12 protein-coding genes are annotated in these 17,263 nt (G+C 68.6%); 7 read left to right on the top strand and 5 right to left on the bottom strand.

Annotation, left to right across the window (positions count from 1 at the left end; genetic code table 11):
* The first annotated feature begins 18 nt into the window (after positions 1-18).
* From trpB to LX13_RS13640, 7 genes are all read left to right on the top strand, one after another.
* A complete protein-coding gene (gene trpB / locus LX13_RS13670; RefSeq protein ID WP_253661901.1) occupies positions 19-1,335 on the top strand; it encodes a tryptophan synthase subunit beta in 1,317 nt (438 codons plus the stop codon).
* Positions 1,335-2,147, top strand: a complete 813-nt coding sequence (trpA, locus tag LX13_RS13665) for a tryptophan synthase subunit alpha (protein WP_253661900.1) — start codon at positions 1,335-1,337, stop codon at positions 2,145-2,147. Before trpB ends, trpA begins: the two co-directional genes overlap by 1 nt.
* Positions 2,144-3,334: a prolipoprotein diacylglyceryl transferase gene (gene lgt / locus LX13_RS13660; protein WP_372499910.1), complete on the top strand. Its 1,191-nt coding sequence runs from the start codon at positions 2,144-2,146 to the stop codon at positions 3,332-3,334. Before trpA ends, lgt begins: the two co-directional genes overlap by 4 nt.
* Before the next feature lie 174 nt (positions 3,335-3,508).
* Complete coding sequence (gene gltB, locus LX13_RS13655; protein WP_253661899.1) at positions 3,509-8,077, top strand: glutamate synthase large subunit; 4,569 nt, start codon at positions 3,509-3,511, stop codon at positions 8,075-8,077.
* Positions 8,070-9,572 carry a glutamate synthase subunit beta gene (locus tag LX13_RS13650; RefSeq protein WP_253661898.1) on the top strand — a complete coding sequence of 501 codons (1,503 nt, stop codon included), beginning with the start codon at positions 8,070-8,072 and terminating at the stop codon, positions 9,570-9,572. The genes gltB and LX13_RS13650 overlap by 8 nt, the downstream gene beginning before the upstream one ends.
* A gap of 94 nt (positions 9,573-9,666) precedes the next feature.
* Entirely contained in the window at positions 9,667-11,085 is a 1,419-nt protein-coding gene (gene pyk / locus LX13_RS13645) for a pyruvate kinase (protein WP_188490207.1), read from the top strand.
* An 84-nt stretch (positions 11,086-11,169) separates the two neighbouring features.
* Positions 11,170-12,051 carry an acyl-CoA thioesterase gene (locus tag LX13_RS13640; RefSeq protein WP_253661897.1) on the top strand — a complete coding sequence of 294 codons (882 nt, stop codon included), beginning with the start codon at positions 11,170-11,172 and terminating at the stop codon, positions 12,049-12,051.
* A 15-nt stretch (positions 12,052-12,066) separates the two neighbouring features.
* On the opposite strand, the gene LX13_RS13635 is transcribed toward LX13_RS13640, so the two are convergent.
* The 5 genes from LX13_RS13635 to LX13_RS13615 are packed head-to-tail and all read right to left on the bottom strand — an operon-like array spanning position 12,067 to position 17,258.
* The gene (locus LX13_RS13635) at positions 12,067-12,777 is read right to left on the bottom strand and encodes a TauD/TfdA dioxygenase family protein (protein WP_253662741.1); all 711 of its coding nucleotides are present in this window, start codon (positions 12,775-12,777) and stop codon (positions 12,067-12,069) included.
* A 41-nt stretch (positions 12,778-12,818) separates the two neighbouring features.
* The gene (locus LX13_RS13630) at positions 12,819-13,874 is read right to left on the bottom strand and encodes a D-alanine--D-alanine ligase family protein (RefSeq protein ID WP_253661896.1); all 1,056 of its coding nucleotides are present in this window, start codon (positions 13,872-13,874) and stop codon (positions 12,819-12,821) included.
* Positions 13,875-15,218, bottom strand: coding sequence for an ATP-grasp domain-containing protein (locus LX13_RS13625; protein WP_253661895.1), 1,344 nt, complete (start codon positions 15,216-15,218; stop codon positions 13,875-13,877).
* A complete protein-coding gene (locus LX13_RS13620; protein ID WP_253661894.1) occupies positions 15,215-16,039 on the bottom strand; it encodes an O-methyltransferase in 825 nt (274 codons plus the stop codon). The genes LX13_RS13625 and LX13_RS13620 overlap by 4 nt, the downstream gene beginning before the upstream one ends.
* The gene (locus tag LX13_RS13615; RefSeq protein ID WP_253661893.1) at positions 16,032-17,258 is read right to left on the bottom strand and encodes a sedoheptulose 7-phosphate cyclase; all 1,227 of its coding nucleotides are present in this window, start codon (positions 17,256-17,258) and stop codon (positions 16,032-16,034) included. Before LX13_RS13615 ends, LX13_RS13620 begins: the two co-directional genes overlap by 8 nt.
* Between the last annotated feature and the right edge of the window lie 5 nt (positions 17,259-17,263).

The following is a 17,263-nucleotide window of genomic DNA, read 5'->3' as shown; positions in this document are numbered from 1 at the left end:
GCAGGGCACCATGGGAGCATGACGACCGATCACGCCCATCCCGGCATCGACGTCCCCGAGCTGCCCACGGCGAGCGCGGGGCTGTCCACCCGGACCGACTCCGACCCCGACGCCCGGGGCTACTTCGGTTCGTTCGGCGGCAGGCACGTCCCCGAGGCCCTGATGGGCGTCATCGACGAGGTCACCACCACCTTCGAGAAGATCCGCACCGACGACGACTTCCTCGCCGAACTGGACCGTCTGCAGAAGGACTACAGCGGCCGTCCATCGCCGTTGTTCGAGGCCACGCGTCTGCGTGCACATGCGGGCGGCGCCCGCATCTTCCTCAAGCGGGAAGACCTCAACCACACCGGATCCCACAAGATCAACAACGTGCTGGGACAGGCCCTGCTCGCGCAGCGCATGGGCAAGACCCGCGTCATCGCCGAGACCGGCGCCGGACAGCACGGTGTCGCCACGGCGACCGCGTGCGCGCTCCTCGGTCTCGAGTGCATCGTCTACATGGGGCGCGTCGACACCGAACGTCAGGCGCTCAACGTCGCGCGGATGCGGTTGCTCGGCGCGTCGGTCGTCGCCGTCGACAACGGCTCGGCCACCCTCAAGGACGCCATCAACGAGGCCATGCGCGACTGGGTGACCAACGCGCACAACACCTACTACTGCTTCGGCACCGCCGCCGGACCGCACCCGTTCCCGCTGATGGTCCGTGACCTGCAGCGGATCGTCGGTATGGAGGCGCGTGCGCAGATCCAGGACCAGACCGGGCGACTCCCGGACGCGGTGGTCGCGTGCGTCGGCGGCGGCTCCAACGCCATCGGCATCTTCCACCCGTTCATCGGCGACACCGATGTCCGCCTGGTCGGGTACGAGGCCGCCGGTGACGGCGTCGACACCGGAAGGCACGCCGCGACATTCAGTGGCGGCACGCCCGGAGCGTTCCAGGGGGCGTACTCCTACCTCCTGCAGGACGAGGACGGACAGACCACCGAGTCCCACTCGATCTCGGCGGGCCTGGACTACCCGGGCGTCGGGCCCGAGCACGCACACCTGCTCGAGATCGGGCGCGCCGAGTACCGTCCCGTGACCGACTCGCAGGCCATGGACGCCCTCTCGCTGTTGTCCAAAACCGAGGGCATCATCCCGGCCATCGAATCCGCGCACGCCATCGCCGGCGCGCTGACCCTGGGGCCCGAACTCGGGGACGGCGCGATCATCCTGGTGAACCTGTCCGGACGCGGTGACAAGGACGTCGACACCGCCGCACGTTGGTTCGGTCTGCTCGACGACTCCGGAGCCGAGGTCTCCGACTCCGCCGACACGGGAGAGCTGCGCTGATGAACCCCGCACCCACCACCGCCTCGCGTCTCGCACCGGTCTTCGCCGACGCCCGTGCGGAGAACCGCAGCACGCTCATCGGGTACCTGCCGGTCGGGTTCCCCGATCTGGACACCTCGTTGTCGCTGCTGCGCGACCTCGTGAGCGCCGGATGCGACATCGTCGAACTCGGCATCGCCTACTCCGATCCGGTCATGGACGGACCGACCATCCAGAACGCCGCCGACGTGGCGCTGCGCTCCGGTGTCCGCGTCGCCGACGTGTTCACCGCATGCCAGACCGTCGCCGACGCCGGTGCCGCACCGGTCGTCATGACCTACTGGAACCCGGTGCTGCGCTACGGCGTCGACGCGTTCTCCCGGGACCTGGCCGCCTCCGGTGGCCTCGGCCTGATCACCCCGAACCTGATCCCGGAAGAGGCCGACGACTGGTTGAACGCCGCCGAGACGCATGACCTCGACCGGATCTTCCTCGTCGCCCCGTCCTCGTCCGAGGAGCGTCTGGCGATGACCGCGCAGGCGAGCCGCGGGTTCGTCTACGCGGCATCGACCATGGGCGTCACCGGGGCACGCGACGCGGTCTCCAACGCCGCGCCCGAACTCTGCTCCCGCGTACGCGCCCACTCCGACATCCCCATCGGCGTCGGACTGGGTGTGCGCAGTCGTGAGCAGGCCGCGGAGATCGCCGCCTACGCCGACGGTGTCATCGTCGGATCGGCTCTGGTCAGCGCGGTCAGTGAGGGCGGCGACGCCCTGACGACGCTGGTGGCCGAGCTGGCCGAGGGTGTCCGTTCGGCTACTGTGACACGGTGACCGACCCGACCGTCCTGGCCTACATCCCGAGTCCCTCACAAGGCGTCTGGTACCTCGGTTCCTTCCCGCTCCGCGCCTACGCGCTCTGCATCATCGCGGGCATCATCGTTGCGGTCGTGTGGGGCAATCGTCGATGGCAGGCCCGTGGCGGTCGCGACGGCGAGGTCCTCGACATCGCCATCTGGGCGGTCCCGTTCGGCCTCGTCGGCGGTCGGCTCTATCACCTCGCCACCGACTGGCGGACCTACTTCGGCGACGGTCCCAAGGCGCCGATCGACGCGCTCAAGATCTGGGACGGCGGCCTCGGGATCTGGGGTGCGGTCGCGTTCGGCGCGGTCGGAGCCTGGATCGGTGCCCGCCGCGCGGGGATCAGACTCCCGGCGTGGGGCGACGCCATCGGACCGCCGATCCTGTTGGCGCAGGCCATCGGTCGGCTCGGCAACTACTTCAACCAGGAGCTCTACGGAGCGCACACCGACCTGCCCTGGGGTCTGCAGATCTTCGAGCGCGTCGACGCCAACGGCAACGTCGGACCCGGCTTGATCGACGGGAAGTCCACCGGCACCGTCGTCGACGTCGTGCAGCCGACGTTCCTCTACGAACTGCTCTGGAACGTCCTCGTCGTCGTCGCACTGGTGGTCGTCGACCGCCGCTTCCGGATCGGCCACGGACGGTTGTTCGCCGGATACGTCGCGGGCTACTGCCTCGGCCGCTTCGGCATCGAGTTGCTGCGTGAGGACGCGGCCACGCACATCTTCGGGGTCCGCATCAACGTCTTCACCGCGGGCATCGTCTTCCTGTGCGCCGTCGCCTACATCGTGCTGGCGCGCAAGGGGCGGGAGTCGGAGACCGAGATCTATCGGGACGGACGGGCGCCGGTGGCTGATGAGACCGACGCCCCAGACGACACGACCCCGGACGATACGACCCCAGACGAGACCACCCGGGACGACACCACCCGGGACGACACCACCGCTGTCGACGATGCGCCGGTGGTCGACAGCGGGTCCGACGCCGACCCACCCACGTCGGACACGGCTGTGCCGGCTGCCGAGGGCGCGGTGCCCACCGAGGGCGCCGCACCGGACGAGGCCGCGGTGTCCACCACGAAGGACACCCCGCCCGACGCCGAGGACGCCGACGCGACCACGCCGACCACCGACGACGAGCCGCGCTCCACCTCGTAGCGCCCTCGTCGGTGACGGTTCGCACGCACCGCCCTCGCCGTATGGGCGGTGTTAACATCAGGGCTCGCGCGACCGGTGAACGGACGCGCCGATCTTTCCCCCACGGGCCAGTGCTGTCCTGAGGACCCTGCCTGGTCCGGTCCCGTCGCGGACCGGGAATCGTGGAGGTTTCCCGTGTTGTTCTCAGCGCTGCCCGATGCCCAGGGGTTGTACGACCCCGATCTCGAATCCGATTCGTGCGGCGTCGCCATGGTCTGCGACATCCACGGCCGCCGATCCAACGGAGTGGTCGCCGACGGCCTGCTGGCCCTGGAGAACCTCGATCACCGCGGTGCCGCCGGCGCCGAGGTCACCAGCGGTGACGGCGCAGGCATCCTGATCCAGTTGCCGGACGAGTTGCTGCGCGCGGTCACCGATCTCGACCTCCCGCTCCCGGCCGACGACGGCACCCACACCTACGCCGCCGGCGTCTGTTTCCTCCCGGTCGACGAGACCGCGCGCGAGGTGGCCTACGCCCGGATCGCCGCGATCGCCGACGAGGAGGGGGTCACCGTCCTCGGTTGGCGGGAACTGCCGATCGATCCCGACCTCGCCGACGTGGGGGCCACCGCCCGCGGATGCATGCCGTTCATGTCCCAGCTCTTCGTCTCCGCGTCCGACACCGACGGCCGCCCGCTGGCCGGGATCCATCTCGACCGCGCGGTGTACCCGCTGCGCAAAAGGGCAGAGCAGATGACCGACGAGATCGCCGGTGACGGCAGCGGAATCTACATCGCGTCGTTGTCCTCGCGCACCATCACCTACAAGGGCATGCTCACCACCTCGCAGTTGCCCGCGTTCTATCCAGACCTGCGCGACGAGCGGTGTCAGAGTGCCATCGCGATCGTGCACTCACGGTTCTCCACCAACACCTTTCCCTCGTGGCCGCTGGCGCACCCGTTCCGCTTCATCGCCCACAACGGTGAGATCAACACCGTGCGTGGCAACCGCAACCGGATGCGGGCCCGCGAGGCGATGCTCGCGAGCGACCTCATCCCGGGCGATCTGCGCAGGCTGTTCCCGATCTGCACCCCGGAGGCGTCGGACTCGGCGTCGCTCGATGAGGTCCTCGAGTTGCTGCACCTCGGGGGACGCAGCGTGCCGCACAGCGTGATGATGATGGTCCCCGAGGCGTGGGAGAACGTCGCGGACATGGACCCGGATCGACGTGCCTTCTGCCAGTTCCACGGGTCGTTGATGGAGGCCTGGGACGGCCCCGCCTGCGTCACCTTCACCGACGGCACCGTGGTCGGGGCGGTCCTCGACCGCAACGGTCTGCGTCCTGGGCGGTGGTGGCACACCACCACCGGACGGGTGATCCTCGCGTCGGAGGCCGGCGTTCTGGAGATCCCCACCGAACAGGTGGTGTCCAAGGGGCGGCTGGAGCCGGGGAAGATGTTCCTCGTCGACACCGCGGCCGGACGCATCGTGCCCGACGAGGAGGTCAAGGCCGACCTCATCGACGCGCAGCCGTACGCCGAGTGGCTGCACGCCGGACTGCTCGAGATCGCGACCCTGCCCGACCGCCCCCGGTTCGTCCCGACGCACGAGTCGGTGGTGCGCAGGCAGGTGTCATTCGGCTACACCGAGGAGGACCTGCGCGTCCTGCTGACGCCCATGGCCGCGGGCGGCACCGAGCCCCTCGGGTCGATGGGCACCGACACCCCGGTGGCGGTCCTGTCCCGTCGGTCCCGGCTCCTCTACGACTACTTCGTCGAACTGTTCGCGCAGGTCACCAACCCGCCGCTGGACGCGATCCGCGAGGAGATCGTGACATCGATGGCCCGCGTCATGGGTCCCGAGCACAACCTGCTCGAGCCCACCGCGGCGTCGTGTCGCCAGATCGTGCTGCCGTGGCCCGTGCTCGACAACGACGAGCTCGCCAAGATCGTGCATATCAACGACGACGGCAACCACCGTGGCCTGGCGGCCAAGGTGTTGCGGGCGCACTTCGACGTCACCGGTGGCGGGGAGGCGTTGGCACACGCGCTCGACGACCTCCGGGTCCGCGCGAGCGCGGCGATCGCCGACGGCCACGCCACCCTGGTGATCAGCGACCGCGAGTCCGATCCCGACCACGCCCCGATCCCGTCGCTGCTTGCCGTGTCGGCTGTCCACCACCATCTGGTGCGCACCAAGCAGCGGACGCAGGTGGCGCTGGTGGTCGAGACCGGTGACGCCCGAGAGGTCCACCACCTCGCGTTGCTCATCGGTTTCGGGGCGGCCGCGGTCAACCCCTACCTCGCCTTCGAGTCCATCGAGGACCTCATCCGCGAGGGCGAACTCACCGGTGTGCCCGCCACCGCGGCGGTGCGCAACTACCTGCAGGCGCTCGGCAAGGGCGTGCTCAAGGTGATGAGCAAGATGGGCATCTCGACGGTCAGTTCCTACACCGGCGCACAGTGTTTCGAGGCCGTGGGCCTGTCGCGATCCCTGATCGACGAGTACTTCACCCGGACCGTGTCGCGGATCGAGGGCGTCGGGCTCGACGAACTCGCCGAGGAGGTCGCCATCCGGCACCGCCGCGCGTTCCCGGACAACCCGACCGAGCAGGTCCACCGGCGACTCGAGGTCGGCGGCGAGTACCAGTACCGGCGCGAGGGCGAACTGCACCTGTTCACCCCGGAGACGGTCTTCCTGCTGCAGCACGCGACCGTCAGCGGCAAGGAGGAGGTCTATCGCCGGTACAGCGACGAGGTCAACCGACTCTCCGCCGAGGGTGGGACGCTGCGCGGTCTCTTCGACTTCGCTTCCGGCGACCGGGACCCGGTACCGATCCACGAGGTCGAGTCGATCGAGTCGATCATGACCCGCTTCAACACCGGGGCGATGAGCTACGGGTCGATCTCCGCCGAGGCGCACGAGACGATCGCCATCGCGATGAACAGCATCGGCGGCCGATCGAACTCCGGCGAGGGCGGAGAGGACACCGATCGCCTCTACGACCCCCGACGACGCAGCGCGGTCAAGCAGGTCGCGTCCGGACGGTTCGGCGTCACCAGCGACTACCTCACCAACGCCACCGACATCCAGATCAAGATGGCGCAGGGCGCGAAACCCGGTGAGGGAGGCCAGTTACCGGCCTACAAGGTGTACCCGTGGATCGCCAAGACCCGGCACTCCACGCCCGGCGTCGCGCTCATCTCGCCGCCCCCGCATCACGACATCTACTCGATCGAGGACCTCGCCCAGCTCATCCACGACCTGAAGAACGCCAACTCCGACGCGCGCATCCACGTCAAGCTGGTCAGCGCGGTCGGTGTGGGCACCGTCGCCGCCGGCGTGTCCAAGGCGCACGCCGACGTCGTGCTCATCTCCGGTCACGACGGCGGCACCGGCGCATCGCCGTTGACCTCGCTCAAACACGCGGGCACGCCGTGGGAGATCGGCCTGGCCGACGCCCAGCAGACGTTGATGCTCAACGGGTTACGCGACCGGATCACCGTGCAGTGCGACGGCGCGCTGCGCACCGGACGTGACGTGATGATCGCCGCCCTGCTCGGTGCCGAGGAGTACGGGTTCTCCACCGCGCCGCTCATCGTGGCCGGGTGCATCATGATGCGCGTCTGCCACCTCGACACCTGCCCGGTCGGGGTCGCGACCCAGAACCCGATGCTGCGGGCACGGTTCACCGGTCAGGCCGAGCACATCGTCACCTTCTTCCGCTTCATCGCCCAGGACGTGCGCGAGCACCTGGCCAGGCTGGGGTTCCGCACCCTCGACGAGGCGATCGGCCGCGCCGACGCGTTGCACACCGCCGACGGGGTGGCGCACTGGAAGAGCAAGGGGATCGACCTCACCCCGATCTTCGCGATGCCGGAGGTGACCGGCTCGCGACGTCGGATCACCGGACAGGAGCACGGACTCGCCAAGGCCCTCGACCAGACGCTGATCCAGCTCGCCGAGGGTGCCCTCGAGGATGCACACCCGGTCACCCTCGAGTTGCCCGTGCGCAACGTCAACCGCACCGTCGGCACCCTGCTCGGTGCGGAGGTCACCCGCCGCTACGGCGCGGCCGGGCTGGCCCCGGACACGATCACCGTCCTGCTGACCGGCTCGGCCGGACAATCCCTGGGCGCGTTTCTGCCACCCGGCATCACCATCGACCTGCAGGGCGACGCCAACGACTACGTGGGCAAGGGGATCTGCGGCGGTCGGGTGATCGTGCGACCCGGTCCGGGCGCGACCTACATCGCCGAGGACCAGGTGATCGCGGGCAACACGCTGCTCTACGGCGCCACCTCGGGGGAGGTGTTCCTGCGCGGACGCGTCGGCGAACGGTTCTCGGTCCGCAACTCCGGGGCGGTGGCGGTGGTCGAGGGCGTGGGTGATCACGCCTGTGAGTACATGACCGGGGGACGGGTGGTGATCCTCGGGCCCACCGGCCGCAACCTGGCCGCGGGTATGTCCGGGGGTATCGCCTACGTGTACGACCTCGATCCGTCGAAGGTCAACCACGCGATGGTCGACCTGCAGCGTCCCGATCCCGACGACCTGACGTGGCTGCGGGAGCGGATCACCGAACACACCGACCTGACCGGTTCCGCGGTCGGGGCGTCGATTCTGGCCGACTGGCCACGCCGGTGCCTGGCCTTCACCAAGGTGATGCCGACCGACTACCAACGAGTGCTCGACGCCGCCCGGATGGCCAGGGCCGAAGGGCGCGACGTCGACTCGGCGATCATGGAGGCGGCTCGTGGCTGACCCGCGTGGATTTCTCAACGTCGACAAGGTCGAGGACCGGGCGCGCCCGGCCGCGGACCGCGTCCGGGACTGGGACGACGTCTACATCGACCACGACCCGCTGCAACTGCGGATCGAGGTCGCCGGTCAGGCGCGCCGGTGCATGGACTGCGGGATCCCGTTCTGTCACTCGGGGACCGCGGGCTGCCCACTGGGCAATCTCATCCCGGAATGGAACGACCTCGTCCGTCGCGACCGGTGGGACGCCGCGAGCGAACGGCTGCACGCGACGAACAACTTCCCGGAGTTCACCGGCAAGATCTGTCCGGCGCCCTGCGAGTCGGCCTGCGTGCTGTCGATCTCGGAGAAGACCACCGGCGGCAGCGTCACGATCAAGCGGATCGAGAAGACGATCGCCGAGACCGCCTGGCGCGACGGTGGCGTCGAACCCAAGATCCCCGCGGTCCGATCAGGCCGTTCGGTCGGTGTCGTCGGATCGGGACCGGCCGGCCTCGCCGCCGCGCAACAGCTGACCCGTGCCGGGCACGACGTCACCGTCTACGAACGTGACGACCGGCTGGGTGGACTGCTGCGCTACGGCATCCCGGAGTACAAGCTGCAGAAGTCCGACATCGACCGCCGGCTGGCGCAGATGCGGGCCGAGGGAACAGAATTCCAGACCGGATGCGAGGTGGGCGTCGATCTGAGTGTCAGCGAACTGCGCGACCGCCACGACGCGGTCGTGCTCGCGGTGGGGGCCCTGGATGCCCGCGACAACCCCGTGCCCGGCCGGGAGCTGACGGGGGTCCACCTCGCGATGGAACATCTCGTGCCCGCCAACCGTGAATGCGAGGGTGACGGACCGACCACCGTCTCGGCGCACGGCAAGAACGTCGTGATCATCGGCGGCGGCGACACCGGCGCCGACTGCCTGGGCACCGCGCACCGTCAGGGCGCACGGTCGGTCACCCAACTCGACTACAACCCCGAACTACCCGCCAATCGGGACGACGGGGTGTCCCCGTGGCCGACCTGGCCGCTGGTGATGCGGACCTCGTCATCGCACGCCGAGGGCGGCGAGCGTCGATATCAGGTTGCGGTGCAACGGTTCCGCGGCGACAGCTCCGGTCACGTCACCCATCTGGTGCTGGCCGAGGTCGAGGTCCGCCGCGACGACACCGGGAAACGATCGATCGTCCCGGTGGCCGACGAGTTCGAGATCCCCTGCGACATGGCGTTGTTCGCGATCGGTTTCACCGGCGTCGAGCACTCGGCTCTGCTCACCGACCTCGGGGTCGAACTCGACCGCAGGCACACCGTGCCGTGTGGCGACGACTGGGGGACCGCGGCGGACGGCGTGTTCGTCTGCGGCGACGCCCATCGCGGTGCCTCGCTGGTGGTGTGGGCCATCGCCGAGGGCCGGGCCGCCGCGCGGGGTGTCGACGTCTTCCTCATGGGCGCCTCCGATCTGCCCGCGCCGGTCCACCCCGACGCGGTGCCGCTGTCGGTGCGATGAGAACGGGCCATCGGTGGGTTCGCGGATGTGCACACGCGGTGACAACTCGGTGGAGTGATGGAGATGCCCGCGACGGACGACTAGGCTCGCAACGGTGAATCGCCGTACAAAGATTGTCTGCACCCTCGGCCCTGCTACCGATTCGGCCGAAGGAGTCCGCGAACTCGTCGAGAGCGGGATGGACGTCGCGCGGCTGAACTTCAGCCACGGCACCCACGCCGATCACCAGGCGATGTACGAGCGTGTACGTGCGGCCTCCGATGTCACCGGCCGCGCGGTCGGCATCCTCGCCGACCTGCAGGGCCCCAAGATCCGGCTGGGCCGCTTCGCCCAGGGACGCACCGAGTGGGCCACCGGCGAGCAGGTCCGCATCACCGTCGACGACATCGAGGGCACCCACGACCGCGTCTCGACCACCTACAAGGAACTCGCGCTCGACGCCCAGCCGGGCGACCGACTGCTCGTCGATGACGGCAAGGTGGGTCTGACGGTCATCGACGTCGACGGCAACGACGTGGTCTGCCGCGTCACCGAGGGTGGCCCGGTCAGCAACAACAAGGGCGTCTCGCTTCCGGGCATGAACGTCTCCGTTCCCGCGATGTCCGACAAGGACACCGCTGACCTCGAGTTCGCATTGTCGCTGGGTGTCGACCTGATCGCCCTGTCGTTCGTCCGCTCACCCGCCGACATCGAACTCGTCCACGAGGTGATGGACCGTGTCGGTCGCCGCGTGCCGGTGATCGCCAAGCTGGAGAAGCCCGAGGCCATCGACAACCTCGAGGCCGTGGTCCTGGCCTTCGACGCCGTCATGGTCGCCCGCGGCGACCTCGGCGTGGAACTCCCGCTCGAAGAGGTCCCGCTGGTCCAGAAGCGCGCGATCCAGATCGCCCGCGAGAACGCCAAGCCGGTCATCGTGGCCACCCAGATGCTCGAGTCGATGATCGAGAACTCGCGTCCCACCCGGGCCGAGGCCTCCGACGTCGCCAACGCCGTGCTCGACGGAGCCGACGCGGTCATGCTGTCCGGGGAGACCTCGGTGGGCAAGTACGTGATGGAGACCGTCCGCACCATGGCGCGGATCGTCAACGCCGTGGAGAACGGCACGCGGGACGTGCCGCCGCTCAGCCACGTCCCCCGCACCAAGCGCGGGATCATCTCCTACGCCGCACGCGACATCGGTGAGCGACTCGACGCCAAGGCGTTGGTGGCCTTCACCCAGTCCGGTGACACGGTGCGCCGACTCGCGCGACTGCACACGCGCCTCCCGCTGCTGGCGTTCACGCCGCTACCGGAGGTGCGCAGCCAGCTGGCGATGAGCTGGGGAACGGAGACGTTCCTGGTCGACAACGTCGACAGCACCGACGCGATGATCCGCCAGGTGGACAACTCGCTGCTCAAGATCGGTCGTCTCAACGTGGGCGATCAGGTGGTCATCGTCGCCGGTGCCCCTCCCGGAACGGTGGGGTCGACCAACCTGATCCATGTGCACCGCATCGGTGAAGAGGATCACTGAGTTCTTCACGAACTCCACCCGGGGGGAGTCGCGGCCGACGTCGAGTCGGCGGTGAGCCGGGTGACTTGACGCAGGGGGCAGACGATGACGGACGTGATTGTGCAGAGTGATCTCGACAAACTCCTCGACCTGTTCGAGCTGACCGACACCGGTGACGACGTCTTCATCGGACGTCATCCCGAGCAGGTGACCGCGCGGACGTTCGGTGGGCAACTGCTCGCGCAGGGCGTGATCGCGGCCGGCCGCACCATCGTCAAGGGGAACCCCCCGGTGCACGCGCTGCACGCGCACTTCATCCGTGGTGGCGACGTGACGCAGCCGCTGGAGTACCACGTGCACCGCTCCCGGGACGCGCGGAGCTTCGCCAACCGTCAGGTCACGGCGATGCAGGGCGAGTCCGAGATCTTCACGATGCTCGTCGCGTTCCAGGACAGCACCGCGGGCCTCGAACACACGGTCTCGACGCCGGAGGTCCCGTACCCGGAGGATCTGCCGCCATTGGGCGAGCATTTCAAGGGGTACGAGGACCGCATCGCGGCGTTCGTCGACGCCATCCACCCGATCGACATCCGGTTCGCCAACGACCCCACCTGGAAGGCGCGTGAGTCCGGCGAACGACTCCGGGACAACCGGGTGTGGATGAAGGCCGACGGTCGACTGCCGGAGAACCCGCTGCTGCACGTGGCGACGATGTGTTACGCCTCCGACACCACCGTGCTGGACTCGATCATCACCACCCACGGACTGTCGTGGGGTATCGACCGGTTGTTCGCCGCCACGGTCAACCACTCGATGTGGTTCCACCGCGACTTCCGGTTCGACGAGTGGATGCTCTACGCGACCGAGTCCCCGGTCGCCGCGGGATCGCGCGGACTGGCCTCGGGCCGGTTCTTCACGCGCGAGGGCGTCCTCGCGACCACGGTCGCGCAGGAGGCGTTGATCAAGTACTTCCCGCCCAAGGACTGAGTCCCGACGGCACCGTCAGACGGCCTCGGCGACCATGCCGCGGTGCATGACGCGGTCACCGACGACACCGGAGTGGTCGGCGCGGTGCATCACGGCGCGGTTGTCCCACATGACCACGTCGCCGGGAGACCAGTTGTGCCGCAGGACGTTGTCCTCACGCGTGCTGTGTTCGAGCAGCGACGCGACGGTGTACTCGGCCTCCTCCGGACTGAGACCGCTCACGGCGGCGCAGCGTTGCGGCGTCGAGAGGTACAGCGCGGTGCGCTTGGACACCGGGTGCACCCGACACAGCGGATGCTCGGCGGAGGTCTCGGCGTCCTCGTCGAGATCGAGTCCGGTCATCACATGCGTGACCGTGCGGTCCTGCAGGTTCTCCCGCACGTCGGCGGGCAGGGTCTCGAACGCGCGGAACTGGTTGCTGAACAACGTCTGTCCACCCTGCTCGGGGACGTCGACCGCACGCAGGGCGGTGTAGGCGGGTGGGTGGCGCACGTAGCTGGTGTCGACGTGGAACTGCGAGCGTGGGGGAGTCGTCCGGCCGACGTTGCTGATGACGTTGAGGTCGGGGTGCCCCGGGACCGGGGTCTCACCCTCGGTGAACACGGTCTCGCCGAAGCTCCGCAGGAACAGCCGGAACTGATCGTCGTCGATGTGCTGATCGGGCAGGATGATCACGCCGTGGTGGGCCAACAGGTTGCGCAGCAGGTCGGTCTGCGCGTCGGTCAGGGCCTCGACCCGGATGCCGGTGACGCGGGCGCCGACCGGGTTCAGTGCTGTGTGGTCGATGACGATGTCCTCTCGCGGGTGAGCTCACGAAGCGTGGTCGCGAACAGTTCGGTGACGTCGATCCCGGCGGCGGCGGCCATGACCGCGACCACGCTGCCGCGGGAGAAGGAGCAGTACAGCCCGGCCTCGAGGAACCAGGGATCGCCGTTCGGGTCGATGCGGAAATCGAAGAGACTGTAGTGACGTGCGCCGAGGGCGACGTGGCAACGGCGGGCCGCCTCCCACACCCGCTCGGTGATCGGGTCGTCGACATCGACGATCCAGGCGTGCGCGTCGTCCTTGGCGACGAGGTACAGATCGCCGTCCTCGGAGCGGGCGAGCTTGTCGTCCGCCCGGCGGATCGGCTTGGACCGCGCGTCGACTGCATATTCCTCGAGCGGTAGGCAGACCAGTTCGCCGTCGCGAACGATGATGCCGCAGCGCACCTCTCGGCCCAGCTCGATGTACGACTCGATCAGGGCCGACTCGGAGTGCTCGAGGGCGTGCGTGATGGCGGGGTCGAGATCGACCGGTTCGCGGACCAGGGTGACACCGGCCGAGTTGTCGGCGTCGACCGGTTTGACGACGACCGGCAGGTCGACCTCGGGGTGTTCGCCGGCGCGGGCCACGATCCCGGCGGGAACGGCGACCCCGGCGGCCGCGACGATCGCCCGGGTCTTCGCCTTGTCCGCGGCGATCGCCATCAGGTCGGGGGTGTTGCCGACGTACGGGATGCGCAACGCGTCGAACAGCGCCCGGTAGGCGGTCATGCCGGGCAGGCAGAACATCTGCGGGACCATCACGTCGACGTGCAATGTCTCGATGTACGCCAGCGCCGCAGGCAAACCCATGGCGGGCGCCCGGGTCAGCGAGGCCTCGGACAGGTCGGTCGGGAAGCGCCACGAGCCGTCCGGGCCGACGTAGGCGAGGTGGGTGTCGTAGAGGGCCGGGTCGTCGACCGCGTCGACGCAACCGCCTGCGTACAGGCGGGACAGATCGGCGTGGAACTCGTCGACGGCGGAGCCGACGAGCTGCAACACGGTACGCTGCCCATCCATCTAGTCGCCGCCCGTCTCGACGAGCTTGCCGATGTTGAAATCGATACGCGTCCATCCACTCCCACGCCGCACGTTGTTCCACAGCAACGACGGGATCTGCAGATGGTGCACCAGCAGGTAGGGCAGCGGGTCCGACCACGCGAAGATGGCATCGGTCCCCGCGGCGATGGTCCGCAGCCGGTCCCTGCGACGTCCCGACTCGGTGAGCAGTCGCCACAGCTCGTGGTAGATCCAGTACGTCGGTCGCGCAGTCGATCTGGGGGTGATCACCGCGTGCTCGTCCTCGAGGTAGGCCGCCGCGACATCGGGGTGGTCGTAGAACATGGTGATCGCGGAATGGGTCCGCGGATTGCACTCGATGGCGTAGGCGTGACCGTCGGCGCCCTCGATGAAGTCGAACGACATCTGACCCGTCGCCCCGAGGGAACTGACGAAATGCTCGACCCACGAACGGATCTCGGGCTTGTCCACCATCGCGTAGTTCACCTGGAAGGCCGACGACTCGCAACAGCCGTAGACGGTCAGCGCGCCGTTGCGGACGGTGCCGTGCGTGCAGTACTCGCGGCCGGCGATGAACTCCTGGAGGATCCACGGGTCGGATTCCGAGATGGACAGGCTGCGCGCGAACTCGGCGTTGCGAGCAGGGGTCTCGCGGGTCAGGCGGGTGAGGTCCATCCGGCCGACCGGGTTGTAGGCGATCCGCTTGAGGATGTACTCGCGACCCGCGGGGAAGTCGAAGTCGTCGATCTGGCGCGGGTCGGTGATCCGTGCGTGGTCGGGGACCCGGAGGCCGAACGACTCTGCCGTCGCGGAGAACGCGTCCTTGTCGTCGAGCATCGTCACCGTGTCCAGGTCGGCGTGGATGACCTCGCAGTGCTCGTCGAGCAGTGCGCGCGCCCGCGCTTCGTGGATGCTCGAGGCGGGCGACGACACCGGGATGACGATGTCGACACCCTCGGCGACCACGACGTCACGCAGGGCCTCGGCGAACCCGGGGGCCGTCGGCTCGGGGACGGTGTGGAACGCGTCGACCGCACGCGAGAACCGGTGGCCGGTGAACCGATACTTCGGTGCCTCGACCAACACGACCCGGTGCCCGGCGTCGTGGAACGCCCGGGCCAGCGACAACGACTTGGTCATCTTGCCGCCGGTGATGAGAACCGTCCGGCGATCCGTTGCGGGAGCCGGCGTCGGCCGCGGCCGCAGCAGGGCCGCCGAGACCAGCGCGAGGTCCAGCGGCAGGGTGGCCACCAGCGCGGCGAGCGCGGCCACGGTCCGACCGACGCCGGCGGTACCCGGCCCGGCCGGAGCGGTCAAGGTGGACCTGTCCTCGGTCGTGGTCATCGATCCACTCGACGGATCAGGGTGAGACCGTCGCGGAGCGGGATCAGGACCTGCTCGATGCGGTCGTCGTAGGTGAGCGCCGCGTTGAAGGCGGCGATCGCCGAACCGTTCGCGGTCACCTCTGCGTCGTCGAGCCACGGCTGCCCCTGCATGAGCGTGTTGTCCACGGCGATCACCCCGCCCGGCGCCAACAGCTCGCTGTCGAGCAGCTGCTGCAGGTAGCCGGTGTATCCCGGCTTGTCGGCGTCGATGAAGACGAGATCGAACTGCCGGTCTGCCGCCGCCAGACGCTCGAGGGTCTCCGACGCGGGTCCGACCGCCACCGCGATCCGACGCCCCACCTCGGACTGCTCGAAGCACTCCTGGGCGAAGTGGGCGACCTCGGGATCCATCTCGCAGGCCAGCACCTCACCGTTCTCGGGGAGCGCCTCGGCCATGGCCAGCGCCGAGTAACCGGTGAACATGCCGATTTCCAGCACCCGAGTGGCCCCGGACAGATGCACCAGGAACTTCAGGACCTGACCCTCGACGTGACCCGACAACATCTCCTGCTCGAGACCCGTACCCGCGGTCGACGTGGACCAGTCCGCCGAGCGGGTGCGCCGAGCCAGTTCGGCCAGGGCCGGCGACTCCCGCGTCGTGCAGACGTCGAGGTAGGGGTCCATCCCCGCCGCGAGATCGCGGGATCGGCGCAGGCGGTCGACCAGAGCGGGATCGGCGTCGGCGGCGAACTCGAGTTGCCGACAGATCTCGGTGAGCTCGTCGGCGAGGATGGTGGACGGCGTCACCGGGCGGGGCGGCGCCACGACCCCATCAGGCATGCGCGCCCGCCGACACGGAGGCGGTGAACATGTCGATCCCGGCGCCCTCGCGGTCGTAGGCGATGCAGATCTTCTTGTGGATCTCCAATGCGTCGGCCAGTTCGTCGGTCGTGACGTCGTTGAGGAAGCGGCACGAACCGATCGGGTCGGGGATCGCCGCGCGCAGCATTCCGTCACGGGTCTTGAGGATCGAGTTGGTCGCCTCGGTGAGCAGCTCGGCGGTCAGGTACTCGCTGTCGAGCGACAGCCCCAGGTCACTCATCACGCCGAGCACGCGGTCGCGATCGCTTGCCGAGAGGTGCCCACGCTGTGCGGCCAGGGTCGTCGACAGTGCCATGTCGATGTTGATCGCGTGTCCGTGGAAGAACGGGGCCGGGGGAGTGAGTTCCAATGTGGGACTCCAGGTGTGACCGAAGGCGATGACCCGGTCGAGGTCGATCTCGTGCAGGTTGGGCGCCTCGAGCTCGAGCATGGTGGCGATCGCCTGGTAGGTGAGGCGGTCGCCGATCTCACGCAGCTCCGGGGTGCCGTCGAGGTGACCGAAGCGGGTGCGGAGAAGATCGGGGCCGTGCTCGTCGAGCATGTCGAAGATCTCGGAGTTGCCGACCACCGAGATCTTGATGAGCTCGGCCATGCCGTTGCGCACCTGATCCTCGGGAAGCGTTGCGAGGAAAGAGAAGTCGAGCAGTACCTTCTGCGACGCGTGGTAGGCGCCGAGGCGGTTCTTGTGCTTGCCGTAGTTGACCGCGACCTTGATCGACACGCTGGCGTCGATCAGCCCGATCAGCGTGGTGGGGATGCGGATGTACGGGGTGTTGCGGCGGTAACTCGCGCACGCGTAGCCCGCGACATCGGTGGTGAGACCGCCACCGACGACGAGCACGGGTTCGGTGCGGACGAGCCCGAACGAGTCGAACTCACCGACGATCCGCTCGAATGTCTCCAGGGACTTCGCGGTCTCGCGGATCTGCACCGGCACGACGTGCAGGGTGAGGTCGTGATGGGCGAAGTAGGCGCGGATCTTCTCGCCGTAGATCTCGTGGACCGACTCGTCGACGACCATCAGCGCCCGACCGTAGGGCCGGTAGCTGTCGGCGAGTTCGGTGTTGGCGATGTCGAACACGCCGTCGACGTAGATCAGGTCGTATTCGATCTTCTCGTAGCCCTCGACGTGAAATGCCCTGTCGGTGGCGGTTACCTGTGCTTGAAGGTTGCTCAACGTGA

This window comes from Williamsia maris, from assembly GCF_024171815.1.
Lineage (GTDB): Bacteria > Actinomycetota > Actinomycetes > Mycobacteriales > Mycobacteriaceae > Williamsia_A > Williamsia_A maris.
Note: the sequence above shows the minus strand (reverse complement) of the source record. Positions and strands in the feature narration are given on the sequence as shown.